This window comes from Actinoallomurus spadix (genome assembly GCF_024055725.1).
Taxonomy (GTDB): Bacteria; Actinomycetota; Actinomycetes; order Streptosporangiales; family Streptosporangiaceae; genus Actinoallomurus; species Actinoallomurus spadix.
In genome coordinates this window covers 46,990-69,202 of sequence record NZ_JAMXMX010000033.1, presented here as the reverse complement: position 1 = coordinate 69,202, position 22,213 = coordinate 46,990, and the positions used below count along the sequence as shown (strand labels likewise).

Below are 22,213 nucleotides of genomic sequence, written 5' to 3'. Positions count from 1 at the left end.
CGCACGATCAGCCTACTCGTCGCGGGCCGGCAGACCACGCCACTCAACTCATACCGGACAGAATCCCCCATCTGTCCGGTATGAGGAGTCTGTTTGAGTCGTTGCTCTAAGTAATAGGAGGCGCACCTGCCCACCCCCGGCGGGCAAGTTCTCAGCGGAGGACAAGGTTCTCGCCGTGAGCCTGCTCCAAAGAGTCGGACTGGCAGGCGGTCCTTGACCTGATCGGTGTCTGCGGCTGGAGGAGCGAGTAGTCCGAGGGTGACGTGATCAAGCCGGTTCTGAGTGCCCGAGTCTGTGTGTCTGGCTGGCTCCCGAGGTGCTGGCGCTCTTCCGGTTCTTGGCCGAGGACACAATCGATTCCGATGTCGATTTGAGTAGCCCTCGGGAGGGCGGCGGGCGTCAGCGGGGCAGGAGGACGACCTTGCCGCGGTTGGCGCGGGCCTCGAGGAGGCGGTGGGCGTCGGCGGCGCGGTCCAGTGGCATCGCCTCGTGCACGACCGGGTTCAGGCGTCCGTCCCGGTACAGCTGCCATAGTTCCCGCTGACGGCGTTCGTAGGTGTCGCGACGGCGGGCGGCCAGGTGTGCCATGGCGAATCCGATGACCGAGAGACCGCGCATGCGCAGCTCGTTGGTGTCGACGGTCCCGCCGGCGCCGTTGAACGCCACGAGGCGGCCCAGTGGCGCGAGGGCCCGTAGCCCGGCGTCCTGCACCGTACCGCCCACGCCGTCGAGCACCAGGTCGACCGGGTCGCCCCAGTCCTCCTGGTCGTAGGTGACGACGTGGTCGGCTCCCTGTTCGCGGGCGAACCCGGCCTTGGCGGCGTCGCCCACCGCGGCGGTCACTCGTCCGGCGCCGAGGGCGGCGGCCAGTTGGACCGCCAGGTGGCCGATGCCGCCGGCGGCGGCGGTGACCAGCACGCTGTCACCCTCGCCGAACCCGCCGGCGCGCAGGACGCCGAGTGCGACCTGGCCGCCGCGTACCAGGGCGAGCGCGGCCAGGTCGTCGACGTCGTCGGGTACGGCCGTCATCATGGCGGCCGGGACGGTGACGGCCTCGGCGTACGCGCCGCTGAAGGCGAGTCCGGCGACCCTCTCCCCCACTCGCCGGCCGGTGACGCCGGGGCCGATCCCGCGCACCCGGCCGACGATGTCGCCACCGGGCGTGTGCGGCAGGGGGACGTCGCTCTGCCCGCGGGTGAGGCGCACCACCGGGAGCGTAACGCCGACGGCGTCGATCTCGATGAGGACCTCTCCCCCGGTGGGTTCGGGCAGGGGGACGTCGTCGATTCGCAGTACCTCCGGGCCGCCGTGAGTGTGGAAACGCACCGTGCGCATGCCTGATCTCCTTCGTTGAGTGCTGGCGGGGTGTGGGCCCGGGCACCCGGCCGATGAGCGCCGGTGCCCGGACGCGGGCTGTGTCACGGCGTGTTCCGGATCAGCATGCGGCCTCCTCCCCCGAGTTACTTCAACGTCGTTGAAGTTCAACGTCGTTGAAGTTTCGGGGATACTGGCCGGGCCCGTCAACGGATTAAGGGAGGACGCGGATGCGGCTGACCCGCGACCAGGTGGTCACCGGCGGTCTGGACCTGCTCGACGAGGTCGGCCTGGACAAGCTGACGATGCGCCGGCTCGCGGCGGCGCTGGGGGTGCAGAACGGCGCGACGTACTGGCATTTCCCCAGCAAACAGGCATTGCTGGAGGCGATGGCCGACCGCATGCTCGACGGCGTGGCCGCCGCGCCGGAGCCCGGCGTGCCCTGGGACGAGAGGATCACCGAGACCGCGCACCGGCTGCGGCGCGCGCTGCTGGCGCGGCGGGACGGGGCCCGGGTGTTCGCCGGGGTGTTCTTCCCGCTGCCGAACGCCCTCGCGTACGGCGAGAGCATGAACGCGACGCTGCGGGAGGCGGGACTGACGTCGCGTGACGCGGTCTGGGCCGTGGACGCCCTCACCTACTACGTCGTCGGTCACGTCGCCGAGGAACAGCTGGCGGCCGCGCTGCCCGACGGCGGCCGGCCGGCCGCCGCCCGCCTGAACGCCGCGCTCGATCCGCAGCAATACCCCACCCTGCACGCCGCGGCCGGGGACGTTGCCGTCCCACACCCGCGGGAGCACTTCTCCTACGGCCTCGATCTCCTGCTCACCGGTATCCGTGCCCGCGTGGGCGGTTCCACGCCCTGACCCGCGCGTCCGCTCGGCCGCGTCCGTACCCGCCCGGCGGGGGCCGCCCGGAAGGCCCTGCGGGACGGGTGTTCCTGTCGGCGGGCGGCGGTAACGTGCGGCGGGTGCGTCCTGCCGATGTTCAACGGATCACTGTGGAAGAGGCCGCGGATCGCTACGCGGAGATGGTGCGGGCCAAGACCGTCACCGGCGCGCTCGCGCCGAGCACCGCGGAGATCTACACCCGTGACGTTCACACGTTCGCGGTTCTCGCCGGCGCGGGTCGGGTGCTGGACGATCTGACCGGGGAGGACGTCGACGAGGTGCTGCTGCGGTTCGCCCGGAAACCGGACGGGCGGCGTAAGGCGCCGGTGGCCGCGGACGGGGTGGCGTCGCAGAGTGCGTACTCCCAGGCGAGGTTCCGCCGGTCGGTGTCGGCGTTCTTCCGGCACGCCGCCGTCGCGGGGTGGGTGCAGCTGAACCCGATGCGGGCGGTGACGGTGACGCCGCGGCAGCGGGGTGGCCTGCGCCCGGAGCGGCGGGCGCTGACGCGTGAGCAGGCGGAGGGGCTGCTGGGCACGGCGCGGGTGCTGGCGTCGGCGGCACCGGATGAGCGTAAGCGGGCGGACCAGCGCACCGAGCTGCGTGACGCCTTGATCGTGCTGCTGCTGGCGACGGTCGGGCCGCGCGTGTCGGAGCTGACGCGCGCGGACGTGGAGCATTTCTTCACCAATGACGGCATGCGGTACTGGCGGATCTTCGGGAAGGGGGGCCGTACGCGTGACGTGCCGCTCCCCCAGGGTGTCGTGCGGGTCCTGGACGCCTACCTGGCGGAGCGGCGTGCCCGGGTGGTGGAGACCCCGGCGTTGCTGCTGTCGTGGCGGGGACGGCGGCTGGCGCGCGGGGACGTGCAGGGGGTGATCGACCGGGTGCTGGCGCGGGTCGATCCGGACCGGCGGCGTTCGGTGACCCCGCACGGGCTGCGGCACACGACCGCGACGCATCTGCTGGCGGCGGCGACGGACATGGACGCGGTGCGGCGGGTGCTGGGGCATTCGGATCTGTCGACGCTGGGTCGTTACCGTGACGAGCTGCCCGGGGAGCTGGAGGCGGCGATGCGGGTTCATCCGCTGCTCGGTGGTCCGGAGGCGGGCGAGCAGCGGTAGGCCGTGCCGGTATCCCCGCGGCTGCCCGCGCGACTGGCCGTGGACGTCGATCAGGCCACGGTCCTCGGCCCTGTTCCGACTCGACGACCCGATAGATCCGTGGCTGCCGGAACTGGCCGACCGGCGCGTGCTCAAGCGGCCAGACAGCCCGCTGGACGACACCGTGCCGGCGCGGCGTCCGCTCGCCGTACGAGACCTGCTCACCTCCACCTGCGGGCTCGGGCTGGACATGACGGCGATGGGCTCCCCGATGATGAGCGCGTACTTCGAGCAGGGGGTCTACGGCGAGAACGGGTGGTTGCTGCCGGCGGTGGGGCCGGATGAGTGGATGCGCCGTCTGGGCACGCTTCCGCTGATGTACCAGCCCGGAGAGCGGTGGCTGTACAACGTCAGCGACGACGTGCTGGGGGTACTGGTGGCCAGGGTCACCGGCCAGTCGTTCGAGGCGTTCCTGCGCGAGCGCATCTTCGATCCGCTGGGGATGAAGGACACCGGTTCCCACGTGCCGGCCGACAAGATCGACCGGCTGCCGCCTCTGTATGCCCCCGACCCGCAGACCGGGAAGTTCCTCGTGGCAGACGAGGCCGAAGGAGGACATCACAGCCGGCCTCCGGCGTTCCAGTCCGGTGGCGGCGGGCTCGACTCGACCGTCGATGACTACCACGCCTACTTCCGGATGCTGCTCAACCACGGGATGCACGGCAGCGAGCGGATCTTGTCCCGGCCCGCCGTCGAGCTGATGACCACGAACCGCCTCACGCCCGAGCAGACAGCCGCCCTGCAGTCCTGGGCGCGCAGCGTCGTCCATCTGTCACACGGTCAGGGACAGACCGGCGGCTGGGGCTTCGGGATGACGGTGCGCACCTACCGAGGCGACTACGCGCCCATCGGCCAGTTCGGCTGGGACGGCGGAGCAGGGACCACGACCTACGCCGACCCGGACAACCAACTCGTCGGCATCCTGCTCACCCAGACCGGAATGTCCACCCCGGACTCGGCGCGGGCCATGCAGGACTTCTGGACCACCCTCTACCAGGCAATCGACGACTGACACCCTGCCTACCTGGTCGAGGTCGATCACGGCAGAAGACCTCGGCCAGGCTCCGCCCTTCGACACTCCACCTCAGCGTCGCCGAAGGCGCGGCGCAGCAGCCGCACGCCGTCCCCGATGCGGTCGGCCGGGATCATCCCGTAGCCCAGGACCAGGCCCGCCTGCGGCCGGTCGGCGCAGTAGGCGTCCAGGGTCTCGACGGCGACGCCGCTGCGGCGGGCCCGGGCGCGCACGTCCTCCAACTCGGCCCGGACGCCAGGGCGCAGCCGTGCGCACAGGTGCAGTCCCGCGGTGGAGGGCACCGGGGTGAGCCGGTCGGCGAGCTCCTCCCCCAGCGCCGCGGTGAGGCGTTCGTGACGGGCGGCGTAGACGCGGGTGGCCTTGCGGACGTGGCGGGACAGCTCCCCGGAGTCGATGAGGCGGGCCAGGGCGGCCTGGGCGACCGGGTCGCCGTGCCAGTCGGTGAGCTGCCGGGCCGCGCGCAGCGCCGGCCGCAGCGTGGCCGGGGCGACCAGGAAACCCGAGCGCAGCAGCGGCGACAGGGTCTTGGAGAACGTTCCGACGTAGACGACCCGTCCACTGCGGTCGAGGCTCTGCAGCGGCTGCAGTGGACGGGCGGAAAACCGGAACTCACTGTCGTAGTCGTCCTCCATGATCACCGCGCCGTGCCGGTCGGCCCAGGCGAGCAGCGCCGTACGGCGGGCCGCCGACATCGGCGTGCCCAGCGGGAACTGGTGGGAGGGCGTGACGTACACGAGGCGGGCCGTGCCCGGGAGCGCGGTCACGTCCAGGCCCTCCTCGTCGACGGGAACGCCGGTGACGCGGGCGCCGAGGGCGGTGAACAGCCGCCGCGCCGGCGGGTAGCCGGGTTCCTCCACCGCGACGTGGTCGCCGGGGGCGATGAGGACGCGGGCGAGCAGGTCGAGGGCCTGCTGGGCGCCCTGGGTGAGGAGCACGTCGTCGGTGTCGGCGCGCACGGAACGGGCCACGCCGACGTACCGGGCGATGGCGGCGCGCAGCGCGGGGTGCCCGGCGGGATCGCCGTAGCCGGAGACGCGCAGCGCCGAGGCGCGCAGTTCCGCGGTGAGCAGACGCCGCCAGGTGGCGAGGGGGAACAGGCCGGCGTCGGGCATGCCGACACCGAAGTCGTACGGGGCCGGGGCGCTGGTCGGGTGCGGCGCGGGAGTCAGGGAGTCCCACGGCGGGCGGGGGCGCACGGCACCACCGGTGGGTGCGGAACGGCGCCGTGCGCGGGCCGGCCGGGCCGCACCGACGTAGGTGCCGGCTCCGACGCGGGCGGTGAGGAATCCCTCGGCGGTCAGGCGTTCATAGGCGACGCAGACGGTGTTACGGGAGACCTGCAGGCGGCGGGCGAGGTCGCGGCTGGGCGGCAGCCGCTCCCCCGGGCGCAGCCTGCCGTCGAGGATCGCGTCCAGAAGCTGATGGTAGATCCGGGCGGCCAGGCCGCCGGGCCCGGCCAGGTCGATGTGCAGGTCCACACCCCCCATTATTGGCCCGTTCGGTCAGGTGAGGATTGGCTCTTCTGACGGCCAATCGGGTGCGGTTCGCTGGACACGGGTACCCGGGGCGGCGCGTCCGCCCGGTGAAAGGAGCGGCCGCCGATGTTCCGTATCGTGGCGACGTCCGGGCCGGCGAGGACCCTGGCCGTCGCCCAGCTGATCGGCTCCCTGGGCGACGGGGCGTTCTACGCCTGCTCGGTGTTGTTCTTCACACGCGTCGTGGGGCTGTCACCCACACGGGTGGGATTCGCGCTCACCCTCGGCTGGGCGGCCGGCATGCTCGCCGGCGTACCCCTCGGACGGCTCGCCGACCGCCGGGGACCGCGCCGTACGGCCGTGGGGCTGGCCGTCACGACGGCCGTGACCCTGAGCGTGTTCCTCATCGTGCGGTCGTTCACGCTGTTCATGGTGGCGTTCGCGGCGTACGCCTGCTGCCAGGCGGGTCTGACGTCGGCGCGGCAGGCACTGCTGGCGGGACTGGTGCCGGCCGGTGAACGCACCGGCGTACGGGCCGCGGTGCAGTCGGCGTCGAACGCGGGCCTGGCGGTCGGCGCCGGGATCGGCGCCCTGGCGCTGTGCGCCGGGACCCGGGCGGCGTATCTCGCGGTGTTCGCGATGGAGGCCGCGGCGTTCGTCGCCGCCGCGCTGGTCCTGTCCCGGCTGCCGGAGGCACCGGCCGCCGCGCCGCGGGCGGACGGCCCGCGGCTGACCGTGCTGCGGGACCGGCCGTACGCGCTGATCACGTTCTTGAACGCGGTGATGTACCTGAACATGCCGTTGCTGAGCCTGGGCCTGCCGTTGTGGATCACCCGGCGCACCGGCGCGCCCGCTCCGATGGCGGCGGTGCTGCTGGTGGTGAACATGCTCAGCGTGGTGCTGTTCCAGGTGCGGGTGGCCCGGCCGGTGACCGGGCCGGCCGGCGCCGCGCGGGCGGCGCGACGCGGGGGCGCGCTGTTGGCGGCGGCGTGCGCGGTGTACGCGCTGTCCGGGGGCGGCTCGGGGGCCGTGGTGACGGTCGTCCTGCTGGTGGCGGGCGCCCTGGTGCAGGTGTTCGGGGAGATGCTGCAGGGCGCGGGCGGCTGGGAGCTGAGCTTCGCGCTGGCCCGGAGGGCGGGCACGGGCAGTACCAGGGTTTCTACGGGATGGCGCCGCAGTTCGCGCGGATGATCGGCCCGCTGGTGCTGACGACGCTGCTGCTGGGCTGGGGCGGGCCGGGCTGGCTGGTGCTCGGCGCGTCGTTCCTGCTGGCGGGGCTGGCGATGGGCCCGGTGACGCGGTACGCCCAGCGTGCCCACGCGGCGCCACGGGCGGAGGCGGGCGGGCCGCGGCCGGTGGAGTGTGCGGTCTGCGCGGACGGCCGATGACCCGATACCCGAAGGCAGGGAGGCAGGGAGGCAGGGAGGCCGGGCGGTCCGGGGCGCGTCCCCGGCGCCCCTGTGGAAAACCACGCCCAGCCCCGCGCGGCGAATGCCGCCTCCCGTCACGATCCGGGCGGTTCGCTGGGGACGACACTGTGGACGACGTGGAACCTCTCAGAGCGCTGGAAGGGACGACGCGCCGGCGAAGACGAGCAGACTCTGCACCATGGGCGTCATGGTCACAGCCGCCCATGAGACCGGCAACCGGTTAGCGCCCGGGCTCAGCGAAGCCGGCCACCCGGCACGCCGCTCAGCGGACCACCCGGATCACCGCTGTCCTGTCCCCCGCTCGGGCTGGGCCGCGGTGACCCCGGCGTGGACCGGCCCGGAGACGGCGACGGCCGCGGTGAGGTCAGCGACGGCGACGGCTCCGGGCTGACCGGCGTCGACGTAGGCGTCTCCGTCGGGATCGGCGGAGCCGGCTGCGTCGGCTCACACGAGAACAGCAGGAACACCAGCAGGACCAGCAACGCCAGCAGCGCCGCCAGGGACAGCACCGCGGCCGCCAGTCCCTTCGAATCACCGAACGCCGCGACAGGCCCGGAGACCGGCGGCCCCTCGGCGCTCACCGCCGGGCCCGCCGGCCCGGATACCCAGTGCGCCTGGAACTGCGGGCCACGGCGGACCCGCCCCGTCCAGCCGCGTTGCGGCAGCACCGGCTCCAGGAACCGCTCCGCGCCCGCGCGTCCCTCCTCGAACGTCGTCGCCACCCACGGCGCGCCGCCCTCGGTCAACGCCGCGATCACCGGAGCGGGCTCACCCGGCCCGGGCTCCGGCAGCACCCGCGGCACCGGGTCCTGCGGCGGCGTCTCGCGGGCGATCGCCGCGCGGAACCGGTCCCGGGCGGCCGCGTCACCGGCCGCCGCGGCGGTCAGCAACGCCACCGTCACCGGCCGGTCGTCCGCGTCGGCACCCAGGTAGACGATTCCGGCGATGGACTCGCGCAGGCGGGAGCGCAGCCGGAACGGCCCCAGCTCGGCTGGGTCGCCGACCTGCAGCGGTTTGGGCATCGATGCCCCCTCCCCCGGCTTCACCGTGTCGCGCGCGACACCCTAACAGCTAGGGGATCAGACGACTTTTCGCCTGAATCGCATAGGGTCATCAGCGTCGGAGCACGCCCCTGACCCGAGGGACCAGATGACGATCGCCATAGGTGACATCGAAGAGGCGGCCGCTCTGCTGCGGCAGAGCGTGGCGGAGGTCAAGAAGGTCATCGTCGGCCAGGAGCACATGGTCGAGCGCATGGTCATCGCGCTGCTCGCCCGTGGTCACTGCCTCCTCGAGGGTGTCCCCGGTGTCGCCAAGACCCTCGCCGTCGGGACCCTGGCCACCGTCGTCGGCGGCTCGTTCGCCCGCCTGCAGTTCACACCCGACCTGGTGCCCTCCGACATCGTCGGGACCCGGATCTACCACCCGTCCACCGAGCAGTTCGACGTGGAACTCGGCCCGGTGTTCGTCAACTTCGTCCTCGCCGACGAGATCAACCGCGCCCCTGCGAAGGTGCAGTCCGCGCTGCTGGAGGTGATGGCCGAACGTCAGGTCTCCCTCGGCGGGCGGACCCACCCCCTGCCGAAGCCGTTCGTGGTGATCGCCACGCAGAACCCCATCGAGTCCGAGGGCGTCTACCCCCTGCCCGAGGCGCAGCGCGACCGGTTCTTGATGAAGGTGAACGTCACCTACCCCGGCGCGAGCGAGGAGATGCAGATCCTGCAGCGGATGAGCGTGGACCCGCCGGACGCGGCGCGGATCCTCGACCCCGACGGTCTCATCGCGCTGCAGCGCGCCGCCGACGAGGTCGCCGTTCACGAACTGGTCGCCGACTACATCGTGCGGCTCGTCATGGCCACCCGCGAACCCGAGCAGTACCGCCTGCCCGACCTGAAGGACGTCATCGAGATCGGCGCCAGTCCCCGCGCCACACTCGGCCTCGTCGCCTCCGCCCGGGCCCTGGCGCTGCTGCGCGGCCGTGACTACGTCCTGCCCGACGACGTCCGCGCCGTGGCCGTCGACGTGATGTCGCACCGGATCCTGCTGTCGTTCGACGCGGTCGCCGACGGCGTCGACCCCGTAGCGATCGTCGAGCGGATCCTGGCCACGGTCCCGCCGCCGCGGGTGGTGTGGAACCACCAGCACGCCTCATGAGCGGTCGAACCGAGAACGCAGCGCGCCGGGACACTCCTGAGGCGAAGGAGGGCCCGTGAGCGAGCGCAGCGAGAGAACCGACGGCACAGCACCCTTGGTCACCTCCCCGACGAAGGAGGGCCCGTGACCCGGTCGCCGAAGCTCAGCCGGCTCGCACCCGAACGGTCCCTCAAGCGGCTGGAACTGCAGGTGACGCGCCGCCTCGACGGGCTGCTGCACGGTGAGCACCTGGGCCTGCTGCCCGGGCCGGGCAGTGACCTGGCCGAGGCCCGCCTGTACCAGGCCGGTGAGGACGACGTCCGTCACATGGACTGGGCCGTCACCGCCCGGACGACGGTCCCGCACGTCCGGGACCTGATCGCCGACCATGAGCTGGAGACGTGGGCGCTGGTCGACCTGTCGCCCAGCATGGACTTCGGCACCGCGCGGATGACCAAACGCGACCTGGCCGTGGCGGCACTGGCCTCCGTCGGGTTCCTCACCGCCCGTCTCGGGGACCGCCTCGGCGCGTACGTCATGCACGGCGGGCAGACGCGCCGCTGGCCGGCGCGGACCGGCCGCTCCGCCATGTACGCGCTGCTGCAGGCGCTGCTGGACAGCCCGCACGGAACCGGCGGGCCCGGGCCGCGCCTGGCCGACGGGATCACCGGTCTGGCCCGCGGCCAGGTCAAGCGGGGCCTGCGCGTGGTCATCTCCGACTTCCTGGACGGGCACGCGACCGCGAGCGGGGAGCTGCCGTGGCAGCGGCCGCTGCGCCGTCTCGCCGTCCGCAACCAGGTGATCGCCGTGGAGATCGTCGATCCGAGGGAGCTGGATCTGCCCGACATCGGGCCGGTGATGATGAGCGACCCGGAGACCGGCGAGACCCGCGAGGTCATCCTGTCCGGCCGGGTACGCGCCGCGTACGCGGCTGCGGCCGCCGCCCAGCGCGCCCGGATCCGCGAGGCGATCCGTGGCAGCGGGGCGTCGCATCTGGTGCTGCGCACCGACCGTGACTGGATCAGCGATGTGGCCCGGTTCGCGCTGCAGCAGCGGCGTGTCGCGGGTCGTCCGCAGCCGCGAGGAGGCCGCCCATGACCTTCCTGTCTCCCGGCCGCCTGTGGCTGCTGGCTCTCGTGCCGGTCCTGGTCGGCGCGTACCTGCTGATGCAGGCCCGCCGGCGGCAGGCCGCGGTGCGGTTCTCCAACCTGGCGTTGCTGTCGCAGATCGCGCCGCGCCGTCCCGGGTGGCGCCGGCACCTCGCCGCGGCGCTGTTCCTGCTGTCGGTGGTCCTGATGACGGTCGGGTTCGCGCGGCCCGCCAAGCCCGTGAAGGTCCCGCGGGAACGCGCGACGATCATCGTGGCGATCGACGTGTCCCTGTCGATGAAGGCCACGGACGTCACCCCGACCCGCCTGGACGCCGCCAAGACCGCGGCGAAGAAGTTCGTGCAGGACCTGCCGATGCGGTTCAACGTGGGCCTGGTCAGCTTCTCCGGCAGTTCCTCGGCCGTCGTCGCGCCGACCTTCGACCGGGAGGCGGTCGGGCACGCCATCGACGGGCTGCAGCTGGGCAAGGGCACCGCGATCGGGGAGGCGGTGTTCACCTCCCTGCAGTCGATCCGGTCGTTCGACGCGCGTGCCAACCAGGACCCGCCGCCCGCGCACATCGTCCTGTTGTCCGACGGTGACAATCAGAGCGGCCGGTCGGTCACCGAGGCCGCCGCCGCGGCCCGCGCCGGGAAGGTGCCCGTGTCGACGATCGCGTTCGGCACCCCGTACGGCACCGTCGACATCGACGGGGAGACCGTGCCGGTGCAGGTCAACAAGACGACGTTGCGCAACCTCGCGCACGACACCGCCGGCAAGGCGTACGAGGCGCAGGCGGGGTCGGAGCTGTCGGAGGTCTACCGGCACATCGGCAGTTCGCTGGGGTACCGCGTCGAACGGCAGGAGGCCGCCTCGCAGTACGTCTTCGCCGCGCTGTTGCTGGCCCTGGCGGCCGGCGGGCTGTCGCTGGTGTGGTTCCAGCGCCTGCCCTGACCGCCCGTCGTACGGCCCGTGGTAAAGCGCCCGCGGGAGGGGTTCAGCCGCGCCGGGCGGCCGGGCGTACGCCGCGTGCGACGTACCCGATGATGCCGAGCAGGACCAGGACGCCGACGCCGTCGGACAGGCCCTCCCACAGGCTGGCGAACAGGCCGTGGCCGGACAGGAACAGGTAGGTCGCGAATACTGTCAGCGCCGTGCCCGCCGCCGGGACCGTCGCGTACGACCAGGGGTGTTCCTGCGCCCATGCCCGGGCGCGGTCCCGGCCGCGGCGCAGCAGCGCGCCGCCGGCGCCGATGAGGAAGAACACCGACAGGCCGAGGGCGATCGGCGCGGCGAGGCTGGGGTGCCAGGCCAGCAGGTGCAGGGCGAAGTCGGCCAGGCCGACCGCCGCTCCCCCGGCGAGTGCGAGGGTCCAGGGCCCTTCGGAGGCCGCCGCCATCGCGATCCAGGTCGACTCGGAGCGGCGCGGTACATCCGGTTCATGCGTCATATCGCGATGATGCGCCGTGCCGCGCGGAAGTGCCATCGGGAATCCCCCCGAGCCGCCCCTGAGGTCACCCCCAGCCGGACGCTGGTACGGTCAGCCGACGTGGGGGATCACTACTTCGTGCGACAGCCGCAGACCGGCAGCAGACCGGGCAGCGTCGACCTCGTCCTGCCCGACCTTCACCTGCGGCTCGCCACCGATCGGGGGATGTTCTCCCCCGATCGCGTCGACCTGGGCACCCGCGTGCTGCTGGAGACCGTCCCCCCTCCCCCGCCCCGAGGGGACCTGCTCGACCTGGGCTGCGGTTACGGCCCCATCGCCCTGACCATGGCCAGCCGATCGCCGCAGGCGATGGTTTGGGGTGTGGATGTCAATGAGCGTGCCTTGACCGTCGCGGAGAGTAATGCTCAAACCGCCGGCCTTGACAATGTAAGGTTCAGTTTGGCCGACCAGATCGACCCGGCGCTGCGGTTCGCCGCGATCTGGTCGAACCCGCCGATCCGCATCGGCAAACAGGCCCTGCACACGCTGCTGGCGACCTGGCTGGCCCGCCTCGCCCCCGGCGGCCGCGCCCACCTGGTCGTTCAGAAGAACCTCGGCTCGGACTCCCTGCAGCGCTGGCTCATCGCCCAGGGCCACCCCACCGAACGCCTCGCCTCCCGCGCCGGGTACCGCGTCCTGGCCGTCGACCCGAAGGACCCATCGTGAACACCGACGCGCGCCGGCAACTGCGCCCCACCGATGTCAAGCGCCTGAACCGCACCTGGCGCCGGCGCACCGAGGACCGCCTCGCCCTGCTCGTCGAGTCGGTGACGCAGCCGTTCAACATCGGCTCGATCACCCGGTCCGCGGCGGCGTTCGGCGTCGACCACGTATGGCTGGCCGGCAACGCCACTCCCCTGACCCACTCCAACGTCCGTAAGACCGCGCTGGGCACCGAACGCCTCATCACGTGGGAGCCTGCCGTGCCCGTCGCCGACGCCGTGCGCGCCGCCCGCGAGGACGGCTACCGGATCGTGGCGATCGAGCTGACCGGTGACGCGGCGCCCCTGCACGAGGCCCCCCTCGACGGCGACGTCTGCCTGGCCGTCGGCGGCGAGGACCACGGCTGCTCCCCCACCCTGCTGGCCGCCGCCGACGCGGTCGCCTACATCCCCCAGATCGGGCGGGTCGGCTCCCTCAACGTCGCGGTCGCCACCGCCATCGCCCTGGCCGAGGCCCGCCGCCGCGAGTGGGCCCGCTGACCCGCGCAGGCCGTCCCGGTGATACCGGCCGCTAGGAACCGCGACCGACAACACCGCCGGGACCGGCCACCGTCCGCCGCTCGTGGGTCAGCGCGCCGAGGAACCATCGGGCCGCCGGGACCGGGTCGGGTCCGGCGGCCCGGCCCTCGATCACGGCCAGCAGTTCCACGTACCGTGAGACCCGGGCGTCCGCGCCGACCTCGAGCCGTTCGGCCAGCCAGCGGCGGAAACCCGCGTCGTCGTCACGGCCGTGCGCGTCGGCGAAGACGCCGACCAGCTCCTCGACGATGGCCCGCGCCCGCGCGCAGCCCGGTGGGACGCCCTCGGCGAGCGCCGCGCCGGCCAGGTCCATGACGGCCCGCTCGGCCCGGCGCCAGCTCGCCGGGTCGCCGCGGTCCGCGCCGGAGGCCCGATCGGCGGCGTGCCGCTCGAACGCCGCGCGGACCGCCGCCCGGAAGCCCGGATCGCTGACCAGGTACGCCATCTCGACCCACGCCTCCAGCTGCGCGGGCGCCGGGTCCGGCGGCGGGACGGGCACCATCGAGCGCAGGTGCGCGGCGAATTCCGGCTCCAGCTCCAGGCCGCGGGTCGCCTCGCCGATGAGCTCGGTGACCAGCCGGCGGCGCTGCCCCTCGGCGAGCGCGGCGAGCCGGTGTGCCCGGGTGACCGCGGCCGGATCGGCGCCGCGGGAGGCGGCGTGGCGCAGCACGGCCTGCCGTACCCGCAGCTCCTGGATCCGCGCCTCCAGCGCGGCCGCCTGCCGGTCGGCGACCTGCGTCAGGCTCTGCGCCCCGCTCAGCACCAGGGCGGCCGTGGCGAGGTCCACGCCGAGATCGCGGAGCGTGCGGACGAGCTGGAGGCGGGCGAGCGCGTCCTCGTCGTAGAGGCGGTATCCGCCCGGTGACCTGGCGACCGGTGGCACCAGCCCCTCGTCGGAGTAGTACCGGACGGTGGCCACCGGCAGCCCGCTGAGCCGGGCCACCTCACCGATCGTGCGCAGACCCTCGTGCATGCCGCCCAGCCTGACTCATCGGCTCGCCGGGCGGTACCCGTCCCGACCGGGGGCGAGCCGGTCCAGGATCAGGCCGGCGACCCGGTCGGGCGCCTGCAGATGCACGTCATGGCCGGTCGGGACGTCCACCACGGACAGCAGCGGCGTGGCGTCCGCGACCGCCGCCAGCTCACGCGCGAACCCGCGCCGGTAGGCGGCGAACGCCGCGGCGACCTCCGGCGGCAGCAGCTCCTCCAGGTCCGTGCCCTCCGACTGGACCACGACCAGCGGGCAGCGCGCCGCCCGGTAGGTCGCGAACAGGTCCAGGGAGCCCAGCTCGGCGACCAGCCGGGCCAGTGCGGGGTCGCCGGCGCGCCGCACCTCCTCCTCGAGGAAGCGGCGCATCGTGCGTCCGGCCGCCCGCGCGGCGCCGGCGTCCAGGTCGAACGGGCCGGTGGGGTTGGTGTGCCCGTCCAGGTTCACGGCGAGGGGGCACCGCGGCCGGCGCGTGGCCCACAGCGCCGCGACGATCCCGCCGAGGGAGTGCCCGGCCACGGCCGGTTCACCCAGCCCGAGGCGGTCGATCACCGCGGTGAGATCGGCGATCGCGTCCGGCCATGACCACAGGGCCGGGCTGGAGGCGCCGTGCCCGCGCAGGTCGGCGGTGAGCACCCGGAGCCCGGCCGCGGCGAGTAGCGGGGCCACCGGCCGCCAGTCGTCCATGGTGCGGCCGCCGCCGTGCAGCAGGACGACCGTCGCGCCCGTACCGCCATGGTCACGGACGGCGAGGTCCACCCCTTCGCGGGACACCACGTGTTTCGTCGCCTCGGTCATCATGACTCTCCCTCGAGATCCCGGGCGTTCGACGCGGGAGACTATGGGGCCTCAAGTCCCTTGAGACTCAAGCCGCGGGCGCTGCCGTGCGCGTCGAACGCCCGAGCCGGGCGGGCCCCGCGGCCCGCGCGGGCCGTGGGGGCCGTGGGGGCCGTGGGGGCCGTGGGGACGCCGATGTTTCGATGGGGCCGCAACCATCGCCGGGATACGTTCGCCCGGTGATAGCAATGATCTTCGAGTTCCGGTTCGACCCGGGAGACGAGGCCGTCTACCGGGAGTACCTGACCGAGTCGGCTCGGCTGCGTGAGCTGCTGCCCGAGCTGGACGGCTTCCACGGCATCGAACGGTTCACCAGCGAGACCGACCCGGGGCGATTCGTCGCCATCGGCTACTTCCGGGACGAGGAGGCCGTCGCCGCCTGGCGGAACAGCCCGGCGCACCGGCGCGCGCAGGCCCTCGGCCGGCGCCGGTTCTTCACCGACTACCGGCTGCGGATGGCCGAGGTGATCCGTGACTACGGACCGCTCGACCGTGCCGAGGCGCCCGCCGACAGCCGCCGCGCCCACGACGAGAAAGGCCGCTGATGTACGACCTGACGATCGAACTCGACGACGAGCCGGGAGCTCTCGCGGCCATGGGCGAGGCGCTCGGCGCCGCGGGCGCCGGCGTGGAGGGCGGCGGGATGTTCGTCGTCGGCGGGCGGGCCGTCGCACACTTCCTGTTCGACGATGGTGAGGCCGCGAGCGCGGCGCTGCGCGCGGCGGGTCTGCGCGTGACGGCCTGCCAGGAGGTCCTCGCCCGCCGTCTGGACCAGGAACGGCCCGGGCAGCTCGGGGCGATCTGCCGGGCCCTCGGCGACGCCGGGGTGAACATCGAGGTGCTCTACTCCGACCACGATCACCGGCTGATCCTCGTGGTGGACGATCCGGCGGCCGGCGCGGCGGCGACGAAGGCCTGGAATCGCTGACCGCGCCGTGGGAATCAGTGCTGCGCTGCGAGGAGCCGGTCGTACGGTCGCGGCCGCGGAAGGTGGCACGGTAGGCGGACCCTCGCCGCCGGCACGGTCGGCGGCGTGCCGTTCGAACGCCGCACGGACCATCGGCCCGTCACGAGCTCGCGAGGGCGGCCAGGTCGAAGGCGCGTGGAGGGCCGGCAAGGGTCGCCTTCGCGTCGGCTCCGAGACGGTCGAGGATCTCCACCTCCCCTGCCTCGAGCCCGTCCAGGGCGAGACGCACGAGGTCGGCCGGTTCGTTCATCACCTCCTCGGGGAGAACGAGTCCGGCGTTCTTCACGAAGTCCTTCAGCGTCTCGGTGGCGATGAGCCCGGGGACGAGGGCGGCGACGTGGGTTCCCTGGCCGGCGAGTTCGATCCGGACACCGTTGGTCAGGCCCCACTCCGCGGACTTGGCGGCCGCGTAGGAGGTGTTGCCGTCGACGGTGGTCCAGGCTACGGCGGACAGGACGTTGAGGATGGCGCCGCCGCCGTTGCGGGCCAGGATGGGAGCGAACGCCCGGATCATGGCGAGTGTGCCGTAGTAGTTGGAATCCATCACCTGCCGGATCGCGTCGAGGTCACCGGTGACGAGGTTCCCGCCGGCGGTGAAAGCGGCATTGTTGATCAAGACGTCGACGTCGGTGGCCACTTCCGCGGCGGCGTCGACGGAGGCCTGGTCGGTGATGTCCAGGCTCAGCACCTCGGCGCCGGGGATGTCGACGAGTTCCGGACGGCGGGCTGTGGCGTAGACCTTCGCCCCGCGTCGCAGCAACTCGACGGCGAAGTGGTGACCCATCCCGCGGTTCGTACCGGTGACGAGGGCTGTGGCGTTGTGCAGTTCCATGGGTGTTCCTGAGATGTCGGTGCGGATGTCTCGCCGCTCACCAGAGCGGATCAGGCGTCAAGGTCCGCGGCAGGGGCAACACGGTCGACCCGGCCCTACTCACCTTGGTTCCTGGTAGACATGTAGATTCCTGATGCATACCTACCGTCGCGGACCCCTCAAGCACGTCAAGAACGCACTTTCCACATACCAGGGATCATCGAGGACACCACCATGACCAGGAACGTCAGCTATCCAGAGCCCCGTTTTCAGGTGAACTGCCCGACCCGGCCGATCCTTGATCAGATCGCCGACAAGTGGTCGATGATGGTGCTGGCGGTCCTGGAGCAGCCGACACGGTTCAACGAGATCAAGCGCCAGCTCGAGGGCGTGACGCAACGCGTGCTGACGCAGACACTGCGGCGCCTCGAACGCAACGGCATGGTTCAGCGGCGAGTCCTGCAGACCTCACCACCGGGGGTCGAGTACTCGCTGACGCCCCTTGGGGAGTCATTCCGCGAGCCGTTCACTCGGCTCTACGAGTGGACGCTGGAGCACAGCGATGAGATCGAGCGGGCGCAGCGCGCCTACGACGGCTGACTCGCCCACCCGGCGCTCGCCCTGATGCCGAGCACCAGCAGCCTGGGTGTGCTGTACTTCACGCCGCTGTACGAGGCGGTGGCCGCGTCGCCGGGCGCCCACTGACTCCCGCCACGCGCACTTCCTGACTCCGGGCCACCTGTTCGATGATGGCACGGCCACGATGACATGGGCGGGCCGGCGTGGTTCTACGGCGAGCGGGGCATCCACGTAGCCGCCGGCGAGCTGCTGTTCCCGTTGCAGCACGGCACCCTGTTCTACGCCGGCGCGCAGGTGCTGCCCCCGGCGCTGATCCCGGGCGCCGACCGGTTCACCCCCGAAGACGGCGAGGCGGCGGCCAGGGAACTGCGCGAGCGGCTGCTCGCGATCCCGGCGACCGAGCCGATCGCGTACCGGACGCAGAACGGCGGAGATTACGACCGGAACCTCGTGCTGCGACCGGACGTGGCACCGGGCGTGACCGGACTGGGAGCGCACGTCGCCTGACGCCGGTACCGGGACGGCTCGCGGTCGCCCGCACGCCCCCTGAGCCGTGACCGCGCCGGCCGGCGTATGCCGTTCCGGGCGCGGGAGGCAGGGCCGTCGGCTCGGCCCTGCCGGCCCGGCGGCCGTCAGGACTGGGACATGTAGGCGGCGAACTCCTCCAGGGAGATCTCGCCGTCGCCGTCGGCGTCCATCCGGCGGACGACCTCGGCCGCCGTCTCGTCGGTGATGTCCTCCCCGAGGGCCTTCATGAGCTGCTTGAGCTCCGGCGCGGAGACGCGCCCGTCCTTGTTGACGTCCACGATCTCGAACGTCGCCGCGTAGGTGCTGGTGTCCGGCACGATCCCCGGCCCTCCCTCTCGTAGGTCATGACGGCTCTCTCGGAGCCACGATCAGTCAACCTAGTGGAAGGGATGCCCGGCTTGCGGTGGATTGGTGGCCCATGGTCGTTGAGGAGAGACAATCAGGTGATCGCCTTTACGAAGTAAGGTCACTACTGTGGAGAGCGGAGGAACTCCAGCGGTCCCTAGTACGACAGGTGCATTCGTGTACACGTATCTCGACCATCCCGGCCCGATCCCCTTCGCACACCGGGGCGGGTCCCCCGACGGCCTCGAGAACTCCATGGCGGCCTTCGAACGCGCCATCGGGCTGGGCTACCGCTACCTGGAGACCGACGTGCGCGCCACCGCGGACGGCGTCCTCGTCGCCTTCCACGACGCGACCCTCGACCGGGTCACCGACCGCACCGGCCCGATCGCCCGGCTCGGCGCCGCCGAGGTCGCCAAGGCGCGCATCGCCGGCCGTGAGCCCATCCCCCGCCTGGAAGAGATCCTCGCCGCCTGGCCCGGCGCGCGCCTCAACATCGACGTCAAGGCCGAGAACGCCATCGGCCCGCTCACCGAGGTCCTGCACCGCGCCCGCGCCTGGGACCGGGTGTGCGTCACCTCCTTCTCCCACCGGCGGCTCCGGCGGGTACGCGCCCGCATGCGCCTGCTGTCGGGCCGGGACGTGTGCACCGCGCTGAGCCCGCTCGGCGTGGCCACGCTGCGCGCCCGGTCCGTCGGCGGCCCGTTCGGGCGGCTGGTGCGCCTGGCCGAGCTCGGCGTCCCGTGCGCCCAGGTGCCCCGGCGCGTCGGGCGGACCCCGCTGGTCACCGAGGCGTTCCTGCGGACCGCGCACGCGCTCGGGCTGCAGGTGCACGTGTGGACGGTCAACGACCGTGCGGAGATGGAACGTCTCCTCGACCTCGGCGTCGATGGCATCATCACGGATGAGATCGAGGCCCTGCGCGACGTCATGACCGCCCGCGCGCAGTGGGCCGCCGCGCCGGCCTGAGGCCTGACATCCCCCTGGCGGCCGAGGAGGACGCGTGGGCCTGGCGCCCGTCGGCATCTCCGCCGAGACCACTCCCCGCGACCGCCGGCGCGAGCAGCGCGGCTGGTACTTCTACGACTGGGCCAACTCCGCGTTCGACACGACCGTCGTGGCGGTGTTCCTCGGGCCCTACCTCAGCGACATCGCCAAGGCCGCGGCCGACGCCGACGGGTTCGTGCACCCGCTCGGCGCCGACCTGCGGGCCAAGGCGGTCTACCCCCTCGCCGTCACGCTGTCGGTGGTCCTGCAGGTGCTCGTCCTGCCGCTGGCGGGCGCGCTGGCCGACCACACCGGGCGCAAGCGCGCGCTGCTCGGCGCGTTCGCCTACATCGGGGCGTTCGCCACCATGGGCCTGTACTTCGTCGGCGGCGGGCGCTACCTCCTCGGCGCGGGCCTGTTCGTGGTGGGCAACCTCGCCCTCGGCGCGTCCACCGTCGTCTACAACGCCTTCCTCACCGACATCGCCGAACCGGACGAACGCGACGCGGTGTCCTCGCGCGGCTGGGGCCTGGGCTATCTCGGCGGCGGACTGCTGCTGGTCCTCAATCTCGTGCTGTTCCTGGCGCACGACGCGTTCGGGGTGACCAAGGCGGAGGCGGTCCGCATCAGCCTGGCCTCCGCCGGCGTCTGGTGGGCGGCGTTCACCCTCATCCCCCTGCGCGCGCTACGGGACCGGCGCCGCGCGCCCGCCGCCGAACCCCTGCCCGCGGCCGTACGCTCCGGGTTCACCCGGCTGGCCGGCACCCTGCGGGACATGCGCGGCCGGCCGGTCACGCTGCTGTTCCTGCTGGCGTTCCTCGTCTACAACGACGGCGTGCAGACCGTCATCACCATGTCGGCGACGTACGCGACGGAGGAGCTGAAGCTGGGGCAGACGGACGTGATCGCGGCGGTGCTGCTCGTGCAGTTCGTCGCGTGCGGCGGGGCACTGCTGCTGGGACGGCTCGCCCGGCGGTACGGCGCCAAGCGGGTCGTGCTGGTCTCCCTGGTCCTGTGGACGGCCGTCGTGCTGGCCGCGTACGGGCTGCGGCGCGGGTCGGCGGCGGAGTTCCTGACGCTGGCCGCCGCGATCGGCGTGGTCCTGGGCGGCACGCAGGCGCTGTCGCGATCGCTGTTCTCCCACCTGCTGCCGCGCGACCGTGAGGCGGAGTACTTCGGTTTCTACGTCATCAGCGACAAGGGGACCAGCTGGCTGGGGCCACTGGTGTTCGCCGCGGCGCTGCAGTGGACCGACAGCTACCGCACCGCCCTCGTCTCCCTGGTGGTGTTCTTCGTGGCCGGACTGGTCCTGCTGACCGCTGTGAACGTCCCCCGGGGCGTGCGCGAGGCCGGCAACCCCCTCCCCCGGCGGCTCTGAGGACGGCGGCCCGGCGCCGGCCCCCGCCGCGGGCGGTCAGCGCGACGCGGGGACGGCCGTCAGCGTCCCGCGGCTGAAGGTCCGCAGGATCCGCTAGTGGGTCTGGCGGGGAAGGGACCGGCCGCCGGGCTCGCCGAGCGGCGTACCGGGCCGGGCCGGCGCCTCGTCCAGCAGGTCGTCCAGGCCGGCGCGGGCCACCATCAGCAGGCCGTGGGTGGCCCGGGTGCAGGTGACGGCGAGGCGGCCGAACGCCGAGTTGAACTCGTCCAGCCGGTCGGCTCCGGACAGCGGGTGGACGGCGACGGTGACGGCGTTCGTCTGGCCCTGCCAGGAATCGACGGTCGACGCGAGGATCACGCCCTCCGGCAGGTCGTACCGGCCCACCAGGCGCTCGACCATCGCGGTCGCGTCGTCCACGGCCTGGTTGCGCGTGGCGAGGACGACGATCAGGGGATCACCGGACGGCGCGCCGGAGGTGATCCGTTCCTCGTTCAGGGGGCGGCCCGCGCCGTCGTAGCGCCGGCGGGTGATCGCGAACCCGTTCTCCAGGAGGGGCGTGAGCAGGTCCTCGACCACGCCGAGCAGGTCGGGGTCGACGTCCGGGGCCTCCGGGTCCGGGAGGCCGCCGACCTCGAGCAGGGTCGGGACGCCGGTGGCGACGGACGCCCAGACCGCGGCGGCGGGCCCGGTCAAGGCCGGCAGCTCGACGGCCCGGTCCCCCGGAGCCGCCACGCAGTCCAGCCGGTCCCAGTCCCCGTAGAAGGCCCGCCACAGGGGAAGCTGCGCCGCCGTCGGGCGCCACACGGCGGGCAGGTCCACGGCGAAGGTCTTCTCGTCCTGCTCATAGGCGGTCGGCCAGGCACGGTAGGGGTTGTAGCCCGGGTCGCCGCGCCAGGGATTCTGGCCGGGGTCGATCGGGGGCAGCTGGCCGACGTCACCGACCCCGACGGACAGCGGGGCCAGCCCCTCGACCGTCGCGTAGCGGTGCAGGGGCAGCTGCCATGCCTCGTCGACGAACAGGACGTCGAACGGCAGCGTGGCGTTGACGGCGGGGCCGAGGCGGTCCAGCAGCCGCTGCTGCTCTCCCCACGCGCCCAGCTTGTGGGAGGTTCCCAGGACCACGGCGCAGGTGTCGGGGATCGCGCCGGCGGAGGTCGCGACGGAGACGTGATCGAGCACGTCCTGCGGGACCTCGGGCAGCCGGTCCTTCGCCACGAACAGGCACACCGCGGCGGCGCCCAGCTCCCTTCCCAGCTCACCCGCGAGGGGGAACACCTGCTTGTTCGCGAAGGCGGTCACGCCCACCCGGCCGCAGTTCTCATGGGCCAGGGCCGCGCGGACCATGCGCACCAGCGCGTAGGACTTCCCGGCGCCGGCGGCGGCGCGCAGCAGGACCCTGTCGTAGGCGGCGGCGCCCTCCAGGGCCGCGAGGAGCGCGGCGACGGCCTCCTGCGCGGCCTCGAGGTTCCCCTCGGCCGCGGCGTCGTGGTGGCGGGCGTCCTCGGGCGGTGCGGCGGGGGCCGAGAAGGTGATCGTCATG

At 72.9% G+C, this 22,213-nt stretch carries 25 protein-coding genes; 16 read left to right on the top strand and 9 right to left on the bottom strand.

Annotated features, from left to right (window positions below):
* Positions 1–399 precede the first annotated feature (399 nt).
* The gene (locus NE235_RS33200) at positions 400–1,335 is read right to left on the bottom strand and encodes a quinone oxidoreductase family protein (RefSeq protein WP_252810104.1); all 936 of its coding nucleotides are present in this window, start codon (positions 1,333–1,335) and stop codon (positions 400–402) included.
* A gap of 209 nt (positions 1,336–1,544) precedes the next feature.
* On the opposite strand from NE235_RS33200, the gene NE235_RS33195 reads away from it, so the two are divergent.
* From NE235_RS33195 to NE235_RS33185, 3 genes are all read left to right on the top strand, one after another.
* Positions 1,545–2,180 (top strand): TetR/AcrR family transcriptional regulator C-terminal domain-containing protein, encoded by a 636-nt coding sequence (locus NE235_RS33195; protein ID WP_252810102.1) that lies wholly within the window; start codon positions 1,545–1,547, stop codon positions 2,178–2,180.
* Positions 2,181–2,314: 134 nt separating this feature from the next.
* Positions 2,315–3,325 carry a tyrosine-type recombinase/integrase gene (locus tag NE235_RS33190; RefSeq protein WP_252810100.1) on the top strand — a complete coding sequence of 337 codons (1,011 nt, stop codon included), beginning with the start codon at positions 2,315–2,317 and terminating at the stop codon, positions 3,323–3,325.
* Positions 3,243–4,376: a serine hydrolase domain-containing protein gene (locus NE235_RS33185; protein WP_308206188.1), complete on the top strand. Its 1,134-nt coding sequence runs from the start codon at positions 3,243–3,245 to the stop codon at positions 4,374–4,376. Before NE235_RS33190 ends, NE235_RS33185 begins: the two co-directional genes overlap by 83 nt.
* Positions 4,377–4,402: 26 nt before the next feature.
* Here NE235_RS33185 and pdxR read toward each other — a convergent pair whose 3' ends face one another.
* Positions 4,403–5,875: a MocR-like pyridoxine biosynthesis transcription factor PdxR gene (gene pdxR / locus NE235_RS33180; RefSeq protein ID WP_252810095.1), complete on the bottom strand. Its 1,473-nt coding sequence runs from the start codon at positions 5,873–5,875 to the stop codon at positions 4,403–4,405.
* Between the two features lie 123 nt (positions 5,876–5,998).
* Between pdxR and NE235_RS33175 the strand changes: the two genes are divergently transcribed.
* Entirely contained in the window at positions 5,999–7,063 is a 1,065-nt protein-coding gene (locus tag NE235_RS33175; protein WP_252810094.1) for an MFS transporter, read from the top strand.
* Positions 7,039–7,260, top strand: a complete 222-nt coding sequence (locus NE235_RS33170) for a hypothetical protein (RefSeq protein WP_252810092.1) — start codon at positions 7,039–7,041, stop codon at positions 7,258–7,260. The genes NE235_RS33175 and NE235_RS33170 overlap by 25 nt, the downstream gene beginning before the upstream one ends.
* Positions 7,261–7,535: 275 nt before the next feature.
* Here NE235_RS33170 and NE235_RS33165 read toward each other — a convergent pair whose 3' ends face one another.
* Positions 7,536–8,324: a hypothetical protein gene (locus tag NE235_RS33165; protein WP_252810089.1), complete on the bottom strand. Its 789-nt coding sequence runs from the start codon at positions 8,322–8,324 to the stop codon at positions 7,536–7,538.
* Between the two features lie 127 nt (positions 8,325–8,451).
* Between NE235_RS33165 and NE235_RS33160 the strand changes: the two genes are divergently transcribed.
* The 3 genes from NE235_RS33160 (at position 8,452) to NE235_RS33150 (ending at position 11,477) form a co-directional block, all read left to right on the top strand.
* On the top strand, positions 8,452–9,456 hold the full coding sequence (locus NE235_RS33160; RefSeq protein WP_252810087.1) for an AAA family ATPase: 1,005 nt from the start codon (positions 8,452–8,454) through the stop codon (positions 9,454–9,456).
* A 123-nt stretch (positions 9,457–9,579) separates the two neighbouring features.
* A complete protein-coding gene (locus tag NE235_RS33155; RefSeq protein WP_252810085.1) occupies positions 9,580–10,533 on the top strand; it encodes a DUF58 domain-containing protein in 954 nt (317 codons plus the stop codon).
* The gene (locus tag NE235_RS33150) at positions 10,530–11,477 is read left to right on the top strand and encodes a VWA domain-containing protein (protein WP_252810083.1); all 948 of its coding nucleotides are present in this window, start codon (positions 10,530–10,532) and stop codon (positions 11,475–11,477) included. The genes NE235_RS33155 and NE235_RS33150 overlap by 4 nt, the downstream gene beginning before the upstream one ends.
* 43 nt (positions 11,478–11,520) lie before the next feature.
* On the opposite strand, the gene NE235_RS33145 is transcribed toward NE235_RS33150, so the two are convergent.
* On the bottom strand, positions 11,521–11,973 hold the full coding sequence (locus tag NE235_RS33145) for a hypothetical protein (RefSeq protein ID WP_252810082.1): 453 nt from the start codon (positions 11,971–11,973) through the stop codon (positions 11,521–11,523).
* 99 nt (positions 11,974–12,072) lie between these two features.
* On the opposite strand from NE235_RS33145, the gene NE235_RS33140 reads away from it, so the two are divergent.
* Both NE235_RS33140 and NE235_RS33135 read left to right on the top strand, forming a co-directional pair.
* Positions 12,073–12,678, top strand: coding sequence for a class I SAM-dependent methyltransferase (locus NE235_RS33140; RefSeq protein ID WP_252810081.1), 606 nt, complete (start codon positions 12,073–12,075; stop codon positions 12,676–12,678).
* Positions 12,675–13,214: a TrmH family RNA methyltransferase gene (locus tag NE235_RS33135; RefSeq protein ID WP_252810080.1), complete on the top strand. Its 540-nt coding sequence runs from the start codon at positions 12,675–12,677 to the stop codon at positions 13,212–13,214. The genes NE235_RS33140 and NE235_RS33135 overlap by 4 nt, the downstream gene beginning before the upstream one ends.
* Positions 13,215–13,245: 31 nt before the next feature.
* Here the strand turns inward: NE235_RS33135 and NE235_RS33130 are convergent, their stop codons facing one another.
* Both NE235_RS33130 and NE235_RS33125 read right to left on the bottom strand, forming a co-directional pair.
* Positions 13,246–14,226, bottom strand: coding sequence for a MerR family transcriptional regulator (locus NE235_RS33130; RefSeq protein WP_252810079.1), 981 nt, complete (start codon positions 14,224–14,226; stop codon positions 13,246–13,248).
* Between the two features lie 15 nt (positions 14,227–14,241).
* Entirely contained in the window at positions 14,242–15,039 is a 798-nt protein-coding gene (locus NE235_RS33125; RefSeq protein WP_252810077.1) for an alpha/beta fold hydrolase, read from the bottom strand.
* 227 nt (positions 15,040–15,266) lie between these two features.
* Here NE235_RS33125 and NE235_RS33120 point away from each other — a divergent pair, with 227 nt between their 5' ends.
* Both NE235_RS33120 and NE235_RS33115 read left to right on the top strand, forming a co-directional pair.
* Positions 15,267–15,623, top strand: coding sequence for an antibiotic biosynthesis monooxygenase family protein (locus tag NE235_RS33120; RefSeq protein ID WP_252810075.1), 357 nt, complete (start codon positions 15,267–15,269; stop codon positions 15,621–15,623).
* Positions 15,623–16,006 (top strand): hypothetical protein, encoded by a 384-nt coding sequence (locus tag NE235_RS33115; RefSeq protein ID WP_252810072.1) that lies wholly within the window; start codon positions 15,623–15,625, stop codon positions 16,004–16,006. The genes NE235_RS33120 and NE235_RS33115 overlap by 1 nt, the downstream gene beginning before the upstream one ends.
* A gap of 139 nt (positions 16,007–16,145) precedes the next feature.
* Here NE235_RS33115 and NE235_RS33110 read toward each other — a convergent pair whose 3' ends face one another.
* On the bottom strand, positions 16,146–16,877 hold the full coding sequence (locus NE235_RS33110; RefSeq protein ID WP_252810070.1) for an SDR family NAD(P)-dependent oxidoreductase: 732 nt from the start codon (positions 16,875–16,877) through the stop codon (positions 16,146–16,148).
* A gap of 213 nt (positions 16,878–17,090) precedes the next feature.
* Here NE235_RS33110 and NE235_RS33105 point away from each other — a divergent pair, with 213 nt between their 5' ends.
* Entirely contained in the window at positions 17,091–17,456 is a 366-nt protein-coding gene (locus NE235_RS33105; RefSeq protein WP_252810067.1) for a winged helix-turn-helix transcriptional regulator, read from the top strand.
* A 168-nt stretch (positions 17,457–17,624) separates the two neighbouring features.
* On the top strand, positions 17,625–17,942 hold the full coding sequence (locus NE235_RS33100; RefSeq protein WP_252810065.1) for an NAD(P)H-dependent oxidoreductase: 318 nt from the start codon (positions 17,625–17,627) through the stop codon (positions 17,940–17,942).
* 125 nt (positions 17,943–18,067) lie between these two features.
* Here NE235_RS33100 and NE235_RS33095 read toward each other — a convergent pair whose 3' ends face one another.
* Positions 18,068–18,280 (bottom strand): EF-hand domain-containing protein, encoded by a 213-nt coding sequence (locus NE235_RS33095; protein ID WP_252810063.1) that lies wholly within the window; start codon positions 18,278–18,280, stop codon positions 18,068–18,070.
* 205 nt (positions 18,281–18,485) lie between these two features.
* Here NE235_RS33095 and NE235_RS33090 point away from each other — a divergent pair, with 205 nt between their 5' ends.
* Positions 18,486–19,277: a glycerophosphodiester phosphodiesterase gene (locus NE235_RS33090; RefSeq protein ID WP_252810060.1), complete on the top strand. Its 792-nt coding sequence runs from the start codon at positions 18,486–18,488 to the stop codon at positions 19,275–19,277.
* Positions 19,278–19,311: 34 nt separating this feature from the next.
* Positions 19,312–20,673, top strand: coding sequence for an MFS transporter (locus NE235_RS33085; protein WP_252810059.1), 1,362 nt, complete (start codon positions 19,312–19,314; stop codon positions 20,671–20,673).
* A 93-nt stretch (positions 20,674–20,766) separates the two neighbouring features.
* Here NE235_RS33085 and NE235_RS33080 read toward each other — a convergent pair whose 3' ends face one another.
* Entirely contained in the window at positions 20,767–22,212 is a 1,446-nt protein-coding gene (locus NE235_RS33080; protein ID WP_252810057.1) for a DEAD/DEAH box helicase family protein, read from the bottom strand.
* Position 22,213: the final 1 nt, after the last annotated feature.